Source organism: Paenibacillus litoralis (genome assembly GCF_046244365.1).
In the GTDB taxonomy this organism is placed as follows: domain Bacteria; phylum Bacillota; class Bacilli; order Paenibacillales; family NBRC-103111; genus Paenibacillus_V.
Genome location: NZ_CP176395.1, coordinates 6,137,610 through 6,155,942, shown reverse-complemented (window position 1 = coordinate 6,155,942; position 18,333 = coordinate 6,137,610). Strand labels below are relative to the sequence as shown.

The 18,333-nt window shown below is 52.5% G+C and carries 12 protein-coding genes; 5 read left to right on the top strand and 7 right to left on the bottom strand.

Annotated features, from left to right (window positions below; genetic code table 11):
* Positions 1–52: 52 nt before the first annotated feature.
* Entirely contained in the window at positions 53–1,027 is a 975-nt protein-coding gene (locus tag ACKGJP_RS26060) for an ABC transporter permease (protein WP_409341701.1), read from the bottom strand.
* 148 nt (positions 1,028–1,175) lie between these two features.
* Entirely contained in the window at positions 1,176–2,789 is a 1,614-nt protein-coding gene (locus ACKGJP_RS26055) for an ABC transporter substrate-binding protein (protein ID WP_409347257.1), read from the bottom strand.
* A 354-nt stretch (positions 2,790–3,143) separates the two neighbouring features.
* Between ACKGJP_RS26055 and ACKGJP_RS26050 the strand changes: the two genes are divergently transcribed.
* Positions 3,144–7,064 carry a polysaccharide lyase family 8 super-sandwich domain-containing protein gene (locus tag ACKGJP_RS26050; RefSeq protein WP_409341700.1) on the top strand — a complete coding sequence of 1,307 codons (3,921 nt, stop codon included), beginning with the start codon at positions 3,144–3,146 and terminating at the stop codon, positions 7,062–7,064.
* Between the two features lie 279 nt (positions 7,065–7,343).
* On the opposite strand, the gene ACKGJP_RS26045 is transcribed toward ACKGJP_RS26050, so the two are convergent.
* From ACKGJP_RS26045 to ACKGJP_RS26030, 4 genes are all read right to left on the bottom strand, one after another.
* Positions 7,344–8,453 (bottom strand): GRAS family protein, encoded by a 1,110-nt coding sequence (locus ACKGJP_RS26045; protein WP_409341699.1) that lies wholly within the window; start codon positions 8,451–8,453, stop codon positions 7,344–7,346.
* 140 nt (positions 8,454–8,593) lie between these two features.
* Complete coding sequence (locus ACKGJP_RS26040; protein ID WP_409341698.1) at positions 8,594–8,950, bottom strand: hypothetical protein; 357 nt, start codon at positions 8,948–8,950, stop codon at positions 8,594–8,596.
* A 19-nt stretch (positions 8,951–8,969) separates the two neighbouring features.
* Complete coding sequence (locus tag ACKGJP_RS26035; RefSeq protein WP_409341697.1) at positions 8,970–10,445, bottom strand: FTR1 family protein; 1,476 nt, start codon at positions 10,443–10,445, stop codon at positions 8,970–8,972.
* 277 nt (positions 10,446–10,722) lie between these two features.
* The gene (locus ACKGJP_RS26030) at positions 10,723–12,300 is read right to left on the bottom strand and encodes a phosphodiester glycosidase family protein (RefSeq protein ID WP_409341696.1); all 1,578 of its coding nucleotides are present in this window, start codon (positions 12,298–12,300) and stop codon (positions 10,723–10,725) included.
* Positions 12,301–12,615: 315 nt separating this feature from the next.
* On the opposite strand from ACKGJP_RS26030, the gene ACKGJP_RS26025 reads away from it, so the two are divergent.
* From ACKGJP_RS26025 to ACKGJP_RS26015, 3 genes are all read left to right on the top strand, one after another.
* Positions 12,616–12,741 (top strand): hypothetical protein, encoded by a 126-nt coding sequence (locus ACKGJP_RS26025; RefSeq protein WP_409341695.1) that lies wholly within the window; start codon positions 12,616–12,618, stop codon positions 12,739–12,741.
* A gap of 863 nt (positions 12,742–13,604) precedes the next feature.
* Positions 13,605–14,492, top strand: a complete 888-nt coding sequence (locus tag ACKGJP_RS26020) for an RluA family pseudouridine synthase (protein ID WP_409341694.1) — start codon at positions 13,605–13,607, stop codon at positions 14,490–14,492.
* Positions 14,493–14,689: 197 nt separating this feature from the next.
* Positions 14,690–16,030, top strand: a complete 1,341-nt coding sequence (locus tag ACKGJP_RS26015; protein WP_409341693.1) for a LysM peptidoglycan-binding domain-containing protein — start codon at positions 14,690–14,692, stop codon at positions 16,028–16,030.
* 131 nt (positions 16,031–16,161) lie between these two features.
* On the opposite strand, the gene ACKGJP_RS26010 is transcribed toward ACKGJP_RS26015, so the two are convergent.
* Entirely contained in the window at positions 16,162–16,326 is a 165-nt protein-coding gene (locus tag ACKGJP_RS26010) for a hypothetical protein (protein WP_409341692.1), read from the bottom strand.
* A 326-nt stretch (positions 16,327–16,652) separates the two neighbouring features.
* On the opposite strand from ACKGJP_RS26010, the gene ACKGJP_RS26005 reads away from it, so the two are divergent.
* On the top strand, positions 16,653–18,269 hold the full coding sequence (locus ACKGJP_RS26005; RefSeq protein ID WP_409341691.1) for a hypothetical protein: 1,617 nt from the start codon (positions 16,653–16,655) through the stop codon (positions 18,267–18,269).
* The last annotated feature ends 64 nt before the right edge of the window (positions 18,270–18,333 follow it).

Sequence of the window (18,333 nt, the reverse complement as noted above, 5' to 3'; positions counted from 1 at the left end):
CTTCGAAGCGTATTTCTATTCCTTTGCGGGGAGCGTCCGGCAAATCCATCCCCTACCACAGCTTGTTTTCGCTCAAGCGTTTGCTGAAGCTGTTAGCTGCAACGATCAGGACGAAGCTGACGACGGAATTGAATAAGCCGACCGCAGCCGTGAAGCTGTAGCTTGCCTCCAGAACCCCTTTGCGGTACACATAGGTGGAAATGACGTCCGCCGTTTCGTACGTAATCGGGTTATAGAGCAGAAGGACCTTCTCGCTGCCTACCGACAGCATGTTGCCCATATTGAGGATGAACAAAATGACGATCGTCGGCATAATGCCGGGTATCGTAATGTGCAGCGTCTGTTTCCAGCGGCTCGCTCCGTCCATGCGGGCGGCTTCGTACAGCGTCGGATCAATGGTTGCGATAGCGGCCAAATAAATGATCGAGCCCCAGCCGATGCCTTGCCAAATACCGGAGGAAACGAACAGGAACCGGAACCAGCCGGCTTCTTTCAGAAAGTCGATCGGTTCGATGCCGAAAGAGCCCATGATCTGATTGACGAGACCGGTACGGCCAAGAAAATCGACCATCATGCCGGCAACGACGACGATCGAGATGAAGTGCGGCAAATACGAGATGGTTTGCACAAGTCTTTTGAAAATGGTGTTGCGGATTTCGTTCAGCAGCAGCGCAAGGACGATTGCAGCCGGGAAGCCGAACAGAAGCTCGTATACGTTGATGAGCACCGTGTTTTTGAGCAAGCGCCAAAAATAGATGCTGTTAAAGAAGCTCTCGAAATGCTTGAAGCCGATCCACGGGCTGTTCCAGATGCCTTTGGCCGCCGAAAAGTCCTTGAACGCGATTTGCAGGCCGTACATCGGACCGTAATGGAAAATGATATAGTAGGCGATAACGGGCAGCGCCATCAAATAAATCGGCCAGTGCCGCTTCAAATCGGCGCGGATGGTTTGCCAGACGGTCGGATCGTGATAGATTTGGTTCGGAGCTGCTGTGCCTGCGGGCACTTTAGCGGTGCTTTGCGCCATCGGCTTTCCCTTCCTTTCTTCCTGTAGATAAACAAACCGGGAGATGAACCGAATCATCTCCCAGTCCGGAATTGGTTTTATCTTAGGGGCTCCCCTCAAAGTAGTCGGAATGCGCAACAGAGCTTCACGTCACTTTGTGGGGCTTTTATTAACGTTTGTTGTAGCGTTCCAAAGCGGCTTGCTGAATTTTGATCGCATCCTCGATGCCCATGGATTGCACTTTTTTAACGTATTTATCGAAGTTTTCGATCGGCTCGGCGCCCATGATGAACTTGAGCATCATTTCATCGCGGTACGTTTCGATGTCGGTCATGACCGAAGCGAATTTGCTGGATTCGTCTTTCGTCGGCGTCACGAGCGGCATTTTGCGTTCTGCCGTCGGCTTCGACCATACTTCAAGCGCGTCTTTCTGCGTAGGCAGCGCCAAATATTGCATTTGGAAGTTGTCGCTCAAGACGAACGGCGCGCTCCAAGTCGAGCGGTTGTGCTTAGCGAACGATTGCTGGAGACTCACGCCGCTTGGCGGGTTCATAACTTCAGGCAGGAACACGGCTTTGCCGCTCTCCATTTTGTAGCTGACACCTTCTTTACCGTAGTTGAACAGCAGATCGCCTTTTTCGCCGTATGCGTAATCGAGCCATTTGACGGTTTCGATCGGGTTTTTGTTCGTTGTCGTGATGGCTGCGCCTACGCCGTTCGAAGCGAAGTCCTTTTGACCCCAGATCGCTTTGTCTCCGGCTTTCAGCACCGGATAAGGAGCGGCGACCAGCTTGAAGCTCGGATCTTTGTCCTTCATCAGGTTGGCGTATTTGCCGATGCCTCCGCCGTTGTAGAAGGCTGATGCGCCCATCAGGTTCGTCGTCATTTTATTGTCATACAGCTTGTCGTTCGGAGCGGCGAAGTCTTTGTCGAGCAGGCCTTCCTTGTACCATTTGTTCATGGTCGCGAGAAATTCCTTGTACTCCGGCTGAATCGGACCGTATTTCACTTTGCCGCCGTCTTGGTAGAAGCTGTAGTTGATGCCCCAAGCGCCGAGGAACGGAGCGTCGGTGACGATCATTGCTTTGTCGAGGTAGAACGGAATTTCGTCCGCTTTGCCGTTGCCGTTCGGATCTTTCTCCTTAAACGCTTTCAATACGGTATACCATTCGTCGATCGTCGTCGGCATTTTGAGTCCGAGCTTGTCGAGCCAGTCTTGGCGGATGCCCGGGCCGAAGAACACTCTGACCTTGTCGCCGCCGCGGAGGAACGGGAACGAGTAGATGCTGCCTTCGTCCGTCATGATTTGCTTCTTCCAGTCCGGATGCTCGGCGAGAAGCTTCTTCAAATTCGGCGCATATTTATCGATGAGATCGTTAAGTTTGATGATTTTGTTGTCTTGAATCGCTTTTTCCGGTCCGCCCGGGTAGTTGCTCGTCCAGATCGTTTCGATGACGTCCGGAAGCTGGTTGGAAGCGAGCATCAGATTAAATTGTTCCTTCGATTGCTGGGCATCGAGCGGCGGATGCTGGAATTCGACTTTTACGCCGGTAATTTTCTCAAGCTCTTTGTACATTTCCATTTCCGCGTACGTTTTCATTTGCGAAGCGGCTGCTGAGTGGTTGGCCACCCAATACGACAGGTTCGACAGCTTCGGTGCCTGCGATTCCTTCGCCGGCTGCGGCGATGAGGAAGATGCGGTTCCTTCGTTTTTGCCGCTGCTGCATGCGGCGACGGATACGGCCAGTGCGGATACGAGTGCGACGGTGCCTGCTTGCTTCATTTTTTTGTTCAATGAAAGCGCCTCCCTTTTAATCGTTCATGTATCGTTCTTTGGTCAAACCGGATCGGGCGACCCGGTCTGTTGTTCACAGTGTAGCTTCTGCATCCGGAAAAGAAAACTTTCACCTTTTCCTTTCGGCTGTACTTTCGTAAGAATCGCGCCCAGGCATTAAACAAATCAGTCCCACATTAAAAATCGTCAGTATACAGCCGGACGCTTGTTGTTTATAGTGTTGGGCATCGGCCGGAGGGCCGGTAACCTTGAGAAACCCCAACAAAGCGATGATGACCTTTAGCGTTTTCTCATTCCTTTGTGCGGGGAGCTCCAATTATACAATAAAAAGGAGTGAAACATTTGCGGAAAAAAACGGCGTTTGTTGCGGCAGTCACCTTGTTGTTCGGTACATGTTCACCGGCAGTGCCTGGATCGGTCTTTTCTGTAAACGCTGTCAAAGCGGCGGAGGAGGCTCAAACGAATCTGATGCCGAACGGCGGATTCGAATCGACGGTTACGACAACGCGCAACAAATGGACGAACAACATCGAACCGGCAGGCGGATGGGGGGAATGGTTTGCGAGCGGAAGCGGCAAAGTGACGGTCGATACGGCCGTCTATCACGAGGGGAGCAAGTCCGTAAGAATCGATCACGATGCGTCGAGCAGAACCGCGTTAAACATTACGGTCCCGGTGACGCCGGGACAGCGTTATAAGCTGGGCGCCTGGATTAAGACCGACAATGCGGTTTCATCCGGCGGTGTGTTCGCGAGGACGCAATATCTCGATAGCGCAGGCAAAAAAGTGGGAGACGGACCCGCGACGGCCAAGCTGTCGGGGACGAACGATTGGACGCAGCGCGAGGCGCTCATGAGCATCCCGGCCGGTGCGACGAAGCTTAAGGTGGAGCCTTTTTTCGAAACCGGAACGGGAAAAGTATGGTTCGACGAAGTGTCGCTAACGAAATGGGACGGCTTGACCGGGCTCGGGCTCGACCGGAATGCGGTGTCGATCGGAAAGAACGAGACGATTGCGCTGGCGCCGATCTATACGCCTGCGGATGCGCTGGACAAAAGCGTCGTGTGGACGTCTTCGAATCCGGGTGTCGCGGTCGTCGTTGACGGCGCAGTTACCGGTATAGGCTACGGGAATGCGGTTATCAAAGTCACAACCAAGGACGGGAAGCTGTCCGCCGAATGCCAGGTTAGCGTGGAACCGCCGGAGACGATGCAAGCCTATGACGAGCTTCGGCGCGTATGGCATGGCAAACTGGTCGGAGGAGAGCGGACGAATGCAGCCGATCCCGATATCGCGGCTTATTTGACTTCGCTGACCGGTAAGGTGACGAACGCGGAAGGAACAGGCCGCTGGGATACGATGGCCAAATCGCCGAGCCGGACATTTTTGTGGAGCGATTTGACCAGTACGACCGATTCGTCACAAATTTCAACTGCTTACGGCGCATTGCGCACCCTGTCGCTCGCTTATGCGATCGAAGGCTCGCCGCTTTACGGCAATGCGGCACTGCGGAACGACATCATCGGCGGCCTCGATTGGATGTACGAGAACCGCTATAACGAGAGGAAGACGGAGTACGGCAACTGGTGGGACTGGGAGATCGGCACGCCTCAGATCGTCAACGATATCCTCGTTCTGATGTACGACGAATTGACGCCGGATCAAATCGGCAAATATATCAAACCGATCGACCGATTCGTTCCGACGCCGAAGGTGCGGACCGTTAACGGCGTAATCGAAACCGGCGCCAACCTGCTGGACAAAGCGTTCGTCGTCAGCTTGCGCGGCGTAGTCGGCAAGCTTAGCGCTAAAATCGTTCAAGGACGCGACGCGATGGGACCGGAGTTCGTTTATGCGAGCAAGGGGGACGGCGTATACGAAGACGGTTCTCTGGTTCAGCACTCGAACATTGCCTACACCGGCGGCTACGGCTCGGTTTGGCTGAACCGCGCTGCCGACATGATGCTGCTGTTGAACGGTTCTCCTTGGCCGGTCGCCGATCCGAATGTAAACAATGTGTACAATTGGGTATTCGACTCCTTCGAACCGATCATTTACAAAGGTCTCATGATGGATATGGTCAACGGAAGAGGGATGTCGCGGCAAACGGCGGGGAATGCGAGAGGCGTCATTATGACGATTTTGCGGTTGGCCGAAAGTGCGCCTGCGGATCAGAAGCTCACGATCAAACAAATGGTGAAAGAATGGATCGTGACGGACAAGTCGTTCGTGAACTATGCGGACGGATTGCCGATCTATGAAATGAATCTTGTCAAAAAGCTTATGGGCGACGCATCGATAACGCCGCGCGGCGAGCTCGTCAAGCACCAGGTGTTCGCCGGCATGGACCGCGTCGTGCATTTGCGGCCCGGCTACGGCTTCGGCATCAGCATGTTCTCCGACCGGATCAGCGCCTTCGAATACGGCAACGGTGAGAACGTCAAGGGCTGGTATACCGGTATCGGCATGACGTACCTGTATAATGACGATCTCACGCAATACCGTGAGGATTACTGGCCGACCGTCGATTCTTACCGGCTGGCGGGAACGACGACGGACGGCTCTTACTTGGCGCCCAAAGACTGGGCTTCTTATTTGAATCCCCGGTCGTGGGTAGGCGGTTCTTCGATCGACGGGCTCTATGGAGCCGCCGGCATGGATTTTTCGCTCGACAAAAGCACGGGAAGCAAGCTGCAGGGCAAAAAATCGTGGTTTTCGTTCGATGACGAAATCGTAGCCTTAGGCTCGGGCATAGCGGGAACCGATGGCCGCAAGGTGGAAACGATTGTGGATAACCGCAAGCTGAACGACAACGGCAGCAATGCGCTGACGGTAAACGGCACGGTCAAACCGGGTGCCCCAGGCTGGTCCGAATCGTTGCAGGGCGTGGAGTGGGCGCATGCGGAGGGCAATGTGCCGAATACGGGAATCGGCTATTATTTCCCGGGAAAGGCGAGCTTGTCCGGACTGCGGGAAGCGAGAACCGGCGCCTGGAAAGACATCAATACCGGCGGCAGCGCCGACCCGATAACGCGCCATTATTTGAGCCTGGCTTTCGATCATGGCGTGAATCCGGCTAACGCTTCTTACTCGTATGTGCTGCTTCCGAATAAGGATGCGGCTGCGACTGAGCTCTACAGCCGCAATCCGTCCGTGGAGATCGTCAGCGAGACGAACGAGGTTCATGCCGTGAAGGAAACATCGCTTGGCATAACGGCCGCCAACTTCTGGCAAGCAGGGACGGCGGATTTCATTACGGCATCGAACCCGGCATCCGTTATGGTAAAGGAAACGAACGGCGAACTGAAGCTGGCGGTATCGGATCCGACGCAGAAGCAAGGTGTAATAACGATCGAGCTGAACAAGCGGGAGTTGTCGGTTGTCGGCAAAGACGACACGGTGGAAGTCGTACAAACGTCTCCGACGATTAAGGTGAACGTAAACGTAAGCGGCTCGATCGGCAAGACGCATGTCGTCACCTTCAAGGATACGGTCGCCCCGGTAACGACGGATGACGCGGCAAGCGGCTGGCATACGTCGGCACAGACGGTTACGTTTGCAGCGGCCGATCCAGGCAGCGGCGTTGCGGGAACGTTCTACAGCGTTGACGGCGGAAACGAAACGCAAGGCTCTTCGGTCGTGCTGAGCGAAGACGGCGTGCATGCGATCCGGTATTATAGCGTGGATGCGGCGGGAAACCGGGAACAAACGAAGTCTGCGCAGGTAAGCATCGACCGAACCGGTCCCGCCGTGCAGTCGCCGGCAGCGGCAGGCGGATCCGTCACAATAAGCGTGTACCGCACCGACGAGGTGAACATACCGTTCACGGTAACGGATCCGCTTAGCGGCGTGGCATCGATAGAGGTGACGCTGGACGGGAAAGTTGTCAGCCAGCCTTTCTCCGCGGCTCCGTTAACGTTAGCCGCCGGCGATTATGCCCTTGTCGTCACCGCCGCCGACGAGGCGGGGAACGTGACGGTTCAGCCGTTCACGCTCAAGGTGTTGCTGGATGCGGATCATCTTGACGAAGAGCTGCAATATGCAGCCGAGCAAGGATGGATCACCCATCATGGGATTCTAAACAGCTTGATGTCGAAGGTCGAGCACATCCAGAAGAAGCTTGCGGACGGGAATGAAAAGAGCGATGCATTCAAGTCTCTTATGAACGAAATTCAAGCGCAATCCGGCAAAAAGATCGACGCCGCATTTGCCGGGAAGCTGCTGGCCGATCTCGAGTATTTGCGCAGCCGGATAAGCGAATAACGACAAGTTCGCGCACGGATGACCCGAATCGGTGTGGAATAGGGGACTACAAACGGCCTTTTCTGCATGAAGCAGAGAAGGCCGTTTGTTTGTCTCCCGCTGCCGGAAGGCTGCACGGGTTCAATAGCTATCCCGATGACTAAGCACGAATGGTTTAAGAAAGAGCGGATTAGCGAGCAGGGAATGGTCGAAGAAGGATTTCGGATACCAATGAATGGATGGCGGAAGGCTGGGGATATTTTACATGCCCTGCTTACGACTTCTAGTCATAGCGTATATCTACTTTGGAACACCGCAAATGACTGCGACAAGCGTTTCGTTCCGATAATCGAAACCGATAAAATCTTGATGCAAGGCAACACGCATAAGAGGATGCCGTTCGATTCCTTCGATCGCTTTCTCCGATACGTGCACGCGGAAGCCTGCATGGACGAGACGGTTTATCCATGTTTCAACTCTCTCGTGCCGCTCGAATCTGGAATCTTCCCGATTGCCGACTATATCCTCGATCTCCCGGTAAAAGAACATCTTTAACTGAATCGCATCTTCCGCAGATCGTTGCAGTTGATCGATAAAGGCAAATGCCGTTTCGAAATGCTTCCAGCAATTCTCGAAACGCTGGCCGATATCCTGCACGTAATGATCCGAGTTCGGTTCGGACAGTACAAAGGCCAGCGGCTGCAAGGCGCGTATTTTCCGAATCGTGTTTTCTCTCGCCGACGTTCGTGCTTCGCAGCCGTGAATATGGTGCAAAGCGAATGAAGCATTGACACATAAGCAGCCGGATGGGCGTATGAAAGATGCAAACTCTTCTTCAGAAATATTTTCGACAAATATCGGATAGCCGTGAAAAAAAAGTTCAACGCCAAGCCGTTCGCATTCCTGCCTAATCGTATGTTCGGCTGCATCCAAGGCAGCCTTCATCGGTTCAATCCCATAAACGGTTATCCTGCGGGGCAGCGATCCTCCAGATTCCAGCTTTCGCAGCAAGGCGATTACCTGACGGCCGGTTCCGATCCCTATATCTAGCAGCGACACTTCTTCATGGCCCTCCATGAATTGAGCCAAATAGTTATTGGCTACATGTCCGGCTTCCCCTACATAGGGCAGCTGCTGGGCGACGAAATTGAATAAATCGATTTGCGAACGCTCGTAAGGTTTTAAATAAAGATTGATTTCCTCGGCAGCTTCGGCAGAGAGCCGCTTGGCGAGAGCGGATGCGAATACATGGTACAGAATATCAGACGGAGATTGGAGCGGATTCAGATGGTTATCAATAAGATTCTTAAGCGTTGCATGAGCTGCTTCGGGCTGATTTGCTTGCAGTTGCCGAAGGGCCGTACGTAAAACAACCGATTTAGAAATATCGAGCGTAAACATAGGGTTCATACCATCTCCTTTACTTTCTTCAACTTGATCATAAGGCAGGCAAAAAAATCTGAGAAGGATGAATTTTTTTCACCTTATGAATCGCAGCGACAACCAAAAAGCCATGCATCGATCGCATGGCTTTAGTGGTTTGGCAATTATTATTTTACTTGCTTTAGCGCTTCATTAAGTTTGGAAATCTGATCTTTCATAGCGGCTTGATCCAATGAAGCTTGTTTGGCTCCGGTTTGAATGGCGCCGAGGGGATCCTCGACTTTGCCGTATACATCCGCTTGCTTATCCTTCACGTCGTCTTCGAATTTTTGCCATTCTTTTTCAAGCGCCTCGGCATTTTCTTTTACTTTTGCCTTATCGTTTGCCTCGACATTTTTTTGCATCTGCGTCAGCGTGGCCTGCATGTTCTTCGCCCCATCGGTAGTAGACACGGATTTCGAAGAGCATGCCGCAAGAACCGCCGCAACACATAGAATGGCTACAACTAATTTTACTGCTTTCATAGTGAAATTCCCCCATTGTTTAATTTATATTCATCTGCTGTTGAAGCTTTTTGTCCTGCATCCGGTTGCGAATAGCTACGAATACGGCAGCGAGCAGAAGAACGACTTGCGGAATGATGTTTTCCCATGTGGAGTAAAGACCAAGAAAGTCAACCGTCGGTACGCTTTCCGTATGATTCGCATTTAGCACGCCGGCCAATTGCAGGCCATGAATCCCCATCCCCAGAAATTTGAAGCATAAGTAGAACACTAGGATGCTGGATACCAGAAAGAATGGCCTCATCGGGATTTTGACGCCGACCTTTAGGATCAGAAACGCAACGATGCCTAGAATCAAAAGACCTGTGATTATGCCTGTCAGCAAGGTTGTCAAGCTGATGGACGATGCCATTCCGATGAAGAACAGCACCGTTTCCGTACCTTCCCTGAACACGGCCAGGAAGGAGAGGATGGCAATGGACCATAAGCTTCCGGTAGCCAATGCTTTGGTGCTTTGATTACGGATATATCGGTTCCATGTGGCAATACTGGATTTGCTGTGCAGCCAGTAGCTCATATATACAAGCATGATCGACGCGAACAGTCCGGTGCAGCCGGCTATCAGGAAGTTGTTGTTTCCGAACGTTCCGGATGAAAACAAGGACTGAACCAAGACGCCGATGACGATGCTGACGAAAACCCCTGCTCCTAAACCGTACCAGAGCCAATTTTTTTTATCGCCGTGTCCGGATTTGTTCAGAAACCCGAGAAGCGCCACGATGACCAGAAGAGCCTCCAAACCTTCGCGGAGCAGGATCGTAATCACGTCAACCATGGTATAGCTGGATTTCGAGGCAAGAGGGATCAAGTATTCACGCATATGTTGTATCGTTTGCTTGCCGTCGGATATTTTCGGCGGGTTAGAGGTGAGCAGGGCATAGGATAGAACCATATCTCTTTCCGCATCCGCATATACCTTCGACGATTGGCTCAATACGAGCCCTTCGATATCCAGCCATGAGTTCCGAAAGGTTTGAATATACGCTTTGGCAGCTTGAACATCGTTCTTATCGAGGGCTGAGCTTGCTTGTTCAAGCAGAGTAACGAGATCTTCGATCGTCGTTTTCCCGTCCGATGCCGGATCCTTGAAGGAAGAAAGGTCTCCCGAAATAAACGCTTGGTTTGTCATATTCAGCTTTTTCAAACTGGCGATTACGTTTTCCTTGATCACCGGCTTCTGTGCAAAAGCGAATTGAACCTCTCCCATATTTTCTTCAATTGTGCGGTACGCTCCTTTGGACTTATCCTTAATCCCTTTCTCGATCCGGTACCAGTCGGTGTTGTACTTATCGTACTGATCCTTCGCTTGGACAAAATCATTTTGTTCAGCGAATGGAATGGCTTTGACAACAAAATCATTTGCTTTCTGAAGATCGTCCGAAGCGGCTGCGGCCATTAGAACGGAGGGGAATATAAAGATAAACAGTAAAATCGATACCGCAACTTTCTTTTTCATAAATCACCTTATCCATCATTTGGAATGATAATCATTATCAATATAATTTTGCCTTATTCATAGTAAATGATAAAGTGTTTCGCGTCAACAAAGATATTCATTCTTAGATTTACGTTTGATCCAACGGCGGTCATATTCATAGGAATAACGGATAAGGGGCAGCCCCTAACTTTGAAAGGAGTTTTTTTGCATCATAGGGAGAATAGGAAAAGAGGCTGTCGTCCCAAGTCCGGATAAGACTCGAGACGACAGCCTCCAAGTATGTAAGATATGAGGATCAGTTTGGCTTGGCCGTCTGATTTTGAGGCGTTTGCGTCTGTCCTTGGCCGCCGGCTGCTTGGCCGGATGGCGCGGTCGTTTGCGTGCTGGCGCCGGTTGACGGCTTGACCGTTGCAGACGCGCTCGAGTGAGGCGTGCCGCTTGGGCTTGTCGACGTCCCGTTCGTTTCGGCGGGTTTGGCGGAAGCCGTAGGCGTTCCGCCGGTTCCCGGCGATGTTGACGTTCCAGGTGTAGCCGAGGAGCTAGGCGGCTTGGTAGTGCCGCCTGTTTCTCCGGAAGGTTTGGAGCTTGGCGTTGCCGAAATGTTCGGTGTCTCCGTTTGATTCGGCGTGCCGGAAGGTTTGCCGGTATCCCCGCCGCCTTGATGCGTGGCGGTCGATTCCGGCTTCTTCGTCGGCGTAGATGACGGTGTAGCTTTAGGCGTAGGGTTAAGCAACCCTTTCTGCCGCAGTTCTTCTTGCTCCTTCAAAAACTCGGGATGCGTTTTGGCGCCGCCCGCATCAATTTTCTTGAGACCGTCCCAAATGTGATCCGCATCATATTCTTCCGGATGGTCAAAAATAAGCAGTGCCGAAGGCAAACGGCGTTCGCCGTAACGGCTGGCCGGTTTCGTAATCAGCTGACCGTCGACGACCATCTCCGAAGATGCGCCGCCGTCAAGGAATCCGGCATTTTCGACTTCATCCTCGAGGAAGATATCCTGTACCTCTCGCAGCGTAGCCCCAAGGCTGTAAGGAGGCTGCCGTCCGTCGATAACGATAAAGATCAGCGTACCGTCCGCCTTTTGGCCGACAGCTGTACGAGGTCCGATTCCCCAGCCGCCGTCGCCTTGCGTAATGAGCGGCTTGCCGTCCGCGATGATCCGCGGCTTCCAGAATACGGCTTCTTGAACGCCTTGCTTCTGCAATTCATCGATACTGTACAAACCTACGACAAGCTTGCCTTCCTTCGTGAAGCCGATCGAATGCTGAGGCACGCTGCCCTCATGCTCCGTAAAAATAACCTCGCCCCCGGACATAATAAAACCGATAGGAGCAAATCCGTTACCGAGACCGTCAGGGTCGTAGAAGGCCCCGCCGTTCACGCCGGCTACCGCGCCGGTCCGTTTCACCATGTCGGTAATCCGCTCGCCTTCGCCTTGTTTGTTCGGCACGACGACGCGTATCGTGGTCGGATCGTAAACGGTCATTTTTTTGCCTTTCCAGGTAGGACCGGATATGTCTTCAACTTTGAGCAGCTCGTCTAGAGTCCGGTTTTTCTTCGAACCTTGCTTCGTAATTTTGATGCGGCTCAAATCGACGTGTCCTTGACCCATCGCATCGGTCGTATCTTGAAGCAACTGCACCATTTCATCGCGCATTTGCGCGCCTACGAACATCCAGGCCCAACTGCGGTGCTGCGTGGTAATTACGGTTTCCGCCATCCATTTGCGGATTTTGAGACCGGGCTCGGTCAAAAACAGGAAGCTGGAAATAAGGAAGCCTACTACGCATACGATGAACAGGCTTCGCTTCATCCAGCTCCAACCGCGAAGTCCGTCGCGCGCCGACTCCCACATGTTGATTGCAATATTCAAGTGTATTCCACTCCCATGAAAAATCTATATTTGTCTTTGGGTACAAGTCAGAGCGAGCATCCTCCGCTGTAAGGCCCTTTTTTTTCTATCAAGCTCAAGGTGAAAAATGAAAATGTCACCCGAATATTTTAACACATCGGATTCTGAAAAAGTAGTATGAAAGACTTACCTGCCAACCAAACTTTTCCGTAATCCATTAATTTTGAGTCTTTGTTCCTTATTCCACTACAATAAGTTTGAGTGGGAGGCGAAGCAGACGGCAAGCAAGAACGTTTGGAACAATCGTGCCGGCTTTATCGCCGCGAAGGGCCTGCGATGGCAAAATTGCGTTTGAAAAATAAAAGCGGACTTATGCGGCGGCCTACCTCGGACTACGGCGTACAATACGACAATAACGAGATGACGTACCGGATGGTGCAGTTGACATCTCCCTGGCCCTAATATACAAGGGTCTATCTGTTTGCAGGAGATGGAAGAATTTTTAATATCACCAAGGGATCGGGACTTGCGAGCGACTATTCGATTCGGCAAGAGCTTGGTACGAAGCGGTTAGCGAGGGCCGCGGGACATCGATCTTCTACTGGCCGACAGGTCCCGAATCGACCGCCCTCTACAACCAACGCAAATAGCTAACCCCATCAGTCCAACAGCCAAGCCCAACAGCCAATCCAACCAGCCCCCCAAAACAAACCCTAAACAGCCAGACCAATCGGCCTTTCGCAAACACATTTGGAGAATGCTCGGACAGATAGTGAACGTAAGCTCACTATTACTGAACCTAACTTCACTAATCCGAGAGTAAAAACGTGCCTCTATACGAAATAGTGAAGGAAACTTCACTATTAGTGAACCTCGCGGCCAAATAGTCCCGTTTGCTTCACTATCCGCCCGAATAAGGGGGAATGGAGGGGGAATAGTGAACTTAGGTTCATAAATAGTGAACGCAGGTTCACTAAACAAGCGCGTTTCACAAAGAAAAGACGAAAATGCGGAACCTAACAGCCCAAGCCCAAGTCCGACAGTCGGGCTTTATGACGGGGAGTTGCTTGTACACGAGCTGCCGGGGCAATAGTGACATTTCGTTTTTTTCAGCAGCCGGAACAACCGCTTTCTCCCGAATAAATCGATAAATTCGTTATTTTTTGCTACAATCAGTTTCAACGTATACCGTTTGTACGATCGCAAGGAGGAAACGCAATGAGTAAATATAATTTTTGGGGCTTCCCGTTCGATTTGCTGGTGCTAGCCGGCTTTTTCGCTATGCTGCTCGGGCTGATTCTGTTTGCGGCTGCGAAGCGGTCGCGATGAAAACGTACACGCGCAAAGGCGAGTGGCTGGAGCTGACGCTGGGGCCTGACCGGACGGGACTTCCCGCGATCGAAGCGCTGAGCGGCTTGCTGCCGGCCGGGTTCGCGAAGAAGCTGATCGATACGGATGGCGTGCGTATTCAAGGCGCTAAAATGCGGCTTCGGCTGTTTCCGGAGGAAACGGACCGGTATGCGGACGAATGGGCGGACGATTGGCGGGAGGTGGAGGTGCTGTACGAAGACGATTTTTGTCTCGTCGTCGGTAAGCCGGCCGGTATGGCCGTTCATCCCGCATCGAGCGGGCAGCGGGGAACGCTGGCTCACGCCGTCGCCGGCTATTACGCCTGCAAGGGAGAGCGCTGCAGGGTGCGTCATATTCACAGGCTGGACGAGCAGACGACCGGTCCCGTTCTTTATGCGAAGAACGAGCTTGCGCAGCTGGTATTCGACGAGGCGATGCGGCGCAAAGCGATCGGCAGGACGTATATCGCGTTCGTCAGCGGAAGCGTTCGCGATCGGACGGGGACGGTCGATGCGCCGATCGGCAAGGACCGTCATCACGGCTCGAAGCGGCGGGTCAGCCGTAACGGGGATCCGGCGGTTACGCATTATGAGAGGCTCGAAGCGCTGGGCAGCGTTTCTCTAGTAAAATTGAGACTGGAAACGGGGCGGACGCATCAGATTCGCGTGCATATGAGCCATCTGGGGCATCCGCTGTTAGGCGACGTACTGTATGGCGGGCCGGATAAGCTGATCGGCCGGCAAGCGCTGCATGGAGCCGCTCTCTCTTTCGGACACCCGCTGACAGGGGAAGAGGTAAAGGTAGAGGCCGCATGGCCGGACGATCTGCTGGAACTCTATCGGAAGCTTAAGCGGGACAAGTGAAAAATATAGGCATGCTCCCTCCCTTTTGCCCATATACATGAATAGAGACCGCTTGACGGGAACGCATGCTGTTGTCGTCAAGACGGAGCGGATACGCGGTATCGGATAGCTTGTTGCAGCCGATACGATGCAAGGAGGTCCGCTTCGTTTCAAGGGACGATTCATGGCTCGGGAAACACTTGAAGGGAGGGGTTTGCGTGGCGGGGCAGCAAGCCGGATTACGTTTTGACATTTATGAGCGTGTGCATCTTTCGGATGAACTTGCAGGAATCAAAGAGCTGGATGAAATCGAGCTGCTTCCACAAATCCAGGTGCGTACGGAAGGCGACCAAGCGGTATTGAAAGGGAATTTGTGGCTGACAGGCAAATATGTGGGCGATGAGGATGATCAGCTCCTTTCGCTTGAGCATTTTATTCCCGTTGAAATTACGCTGCCGATGAACCGTGTGCACCGGATGGAAGATGTTGCGGTGGAGATTGAGAATTTCGACTTCGATTTATTGTCGTCCCGAAGTATGAATGTCACGGGCGTCCTTTCGCTGGCAGGCATAGAGCTGACGACGGCGGATACGAACGGGTGGCGCGAGGAAGAGGAAGTCGTCTTCGTCCATGAGACGGGTTTCGGCGACATCTCGGCGCGCGGCGAAGTGCAGGAGCGGCAGGCGGAGCCGGGTACGGCGTGGGAAGCCCGGAGCAGCGAGCTGCAGGAGCCTGTGGAAGAAGCTGTGTGGGAAGCCCGAAGCAGCGAGCTTCAGGAGCCTGTGGAAGAAGCTGCGTGGGAAGCCCGAAGCAGCGAGCTGCAGGAGCCTGTGGAGGAAGCTGCGTGGGAAGCCCGAAGCAGCGAGCTTCAGGAGCCTGTGCAGGAAGCTGAGTGGGAAGCCCGAAGCGGCGAGCTTCAGGAGCCTGTGCAAGAAGCGGCTCGGGAAGCCCGAAGTATCCAATGGCAGGAGCCTGTGGAGGAAGCGGCGCAGGAAGCCCGGAGAAGCGAATGGCAGGAGCCTGTGCAGGAAACGGTGTGGCAACCGCCAAGCGACATAGTACCGCAACGGCAGCAGGAAGCCGCCTGGCAGAATGAGAGCGGAGCTCCAATATCCGGACGGCTTGACGAGTCTACATATGCAGATGAACGAGCCCGTCTGTCGGAGCCTTCCGTCTCTCAACCGCAACCGGAGACCGAAGAAGACAAGAAGGAGCTGAAAATCGCTTTTACCGGCAAGCCGGCAGGCGAATTCGAGCACCTGCATCATTTGAAGTCGATCGCCTTGAAGTCCGAGTCTCGCGGTCCTTCGTCAGGAAACGCCGATGCGGCGTCTGCTGTGGCAACGGATCACAGCAGGGATTCGATCGAGTGGAAGAAGCTGCTTAGCGCTAACAATAACGAGCAACAATTCAAGCGCGTGCGCATATGCATTGTGCAGAAAGAAGAGACGGTCGAGTCGATTGCCGATCGTTACCAGATCAATCCGCGTGAAATCGTGCTGTATAACCGTCTGGGGAGCCAGCCTCTCGCAGAAGGTCAAGTGATCTATATCCCGTAATGAAATCAAGGACAAATGGGAACGCGTTCCGTATTCGGAACGCGTTTTTTGTTGCGAATCTCGGAACGCATACGAAGCCGTTTCTCATTGGAAGAACGTTGAGTGAATCCCTGCCGACTTCTTTCGCTCCGTCAGAACCAATCGAACAGCAGTCCGATATATAACAGGAACAGCATAAACAAAATGAGCACGTCGAACGGGTTGGGCAGCAGAAGCGTGCGGATAAACTGAAAGACGATGATCGGGAGCAAGCACGCTTTTAATGTGAACCGGAGTTTCCACCACCACTTTTGCATATCGGCCCTCCTTTGTTTCTAACGAATAAAACCGGCTTTCGCCGGATTGCGGTTTCGGTTATCTCCATTTTATGACGAGGACAAGCACGGATATGCCGATTGCTTTTCCGCTTAAGGCGGATGTGAGTATTTCCCGCACGACAGAGGGTCCTAATCGAATATGATCCGTGTAAATCCATTCGTGCCTAAGCCGGATAAGCGAAACCCGCCTCGCGTAATGTCATCAGATTCCTATGTGAATGTCATCATCGTTTTCTGTTTTTTAGGAGTCGGCTATACTATCATTATTATTGTAATCGGTTACAACATATAGGGGAGGGCTTTATATGCGGGCATGGAAAACAGGAATAACGGGTACGCTGCTTATCAGTTTGGCCGTTACAGGCTGCAGCTCAACAAAGAACGACGACAAGGGGGCGGCATCCTCCAGTCCTTCGGCTTCAGGGTCCGCTTCGCCGGCTCCGGCCAAATCCGAGAAGCTTACGCTGAGCTGGTTTGTGAATGCGCCGAACAATTACGCGCTGCCGCCAAAAGAGAAAGATTTTATCAAAAAAGCGATCGATGAAAAGTTCAATGTGGACCTCCAAATGACGCACATGCAAATAGGCGACGAATATACGAACAAAATGAACCTGCTTGTCGCAGGGGGCAACACGCCGGACATGTTTATGATCGACGGCGTGGCTTCCAATAAATACATCCTTGACGGCGTGCCTATGGACATGACGAATTATGTAACGCCGAAGATGATGCCGAACTATTTCAAATGGGTCAAGGAGGACGAGCTAAAACGTTATCAGATTCAGGATGTGTTCAAAAGAGCCCCGATCCCATTTCCGAAGCAGCAATACGTGTCCTATTACGTCCGCAAAGACTGGCTCGACAAGCTGGGCCTCAAAGTGCCCGAAACGTACGACGACATGATTAATGTGATGAAAGCTTTTACGGAGAAAGACCCTGACGGCAACGGCAAAAACGATACGTTCGGCTTTACGACGGCTGGAGGCGGTACGACCGTTAGCATGGAATGGCCGGAGTACGGCAAAAACGGACTGGTCGCGGGCTTCATCCTGGACAACGGCAAATTCATCGATTCGCAGAGCGACATTCGCGTCGGAAAAGTCATGGACGACATCCGCAACGTGCTTAGCATGAAAATCGTAGATCCGGACTGGTTTCTGCAAAAAGCGCCGGAGAATGTCAATAAAGCCGCTGCCGGCAAAGCCGGTATCGTGTACGGGGCGACGAAGGATTTCGCTTTCGATAACGGAGCGAACAGCGTGCAGAAGAAAACGAAAGATATTTTGAAAGACGATAAAGCGAAAGCGGATAAGGTTGACTGGCAGCCGTTCCATCCGTTCGCGAGCGCCGGAGTCGGCTATGAAGCGCTCCCGGGAAATCCGTTCCTGTTCAGCGCCAAAACGACCGATGCCAAAATCAAGCGAAGCATCGAAATCCTGGATTGGCTCGCAAGCGAGGAAGGCTTCCTACTGACGCATTACGGTCAGAGCGGCGTGCATTACACGAAAGAAGGCAACAAAGTCAAAATCAATGCGGAGACGTACAAAAAGGATATTCTCGATCAAGGCAACTTTGCAGCCATCTATGCCTTCTTTACGCCGGACGAACCGAAAGTGCTGGGGCTTGAGAAAATCGATCCGAACGAAACCGACCGCGACAGGGAAGTCGTTAAAAAGATAACGTCGTATAAATACGTCCAATCGCTCGGAACGAACGTATCGCCGCCTACCGGTCTTGACCTTGGGGCATTCCGTACGCAAATGCGCAAAGTCGTATCCAAAATGCTTCTGGAGGACAAAGATTCTTCCGGCTGGCCGGCTTATCGTCAAGAGCTGATGGGCAAGTATAAAGGAAAAGATATTTTCGACTCCTATGCGCAGCAAATTTCGAAGGTACAGGGGAAATCGTATGTTTTCGAATAAAGGATAGTCGGAATCGATCTGCGGCGGTGAAGCGTTCCGTTTCATCGCCGTTGTTATCTCCGGA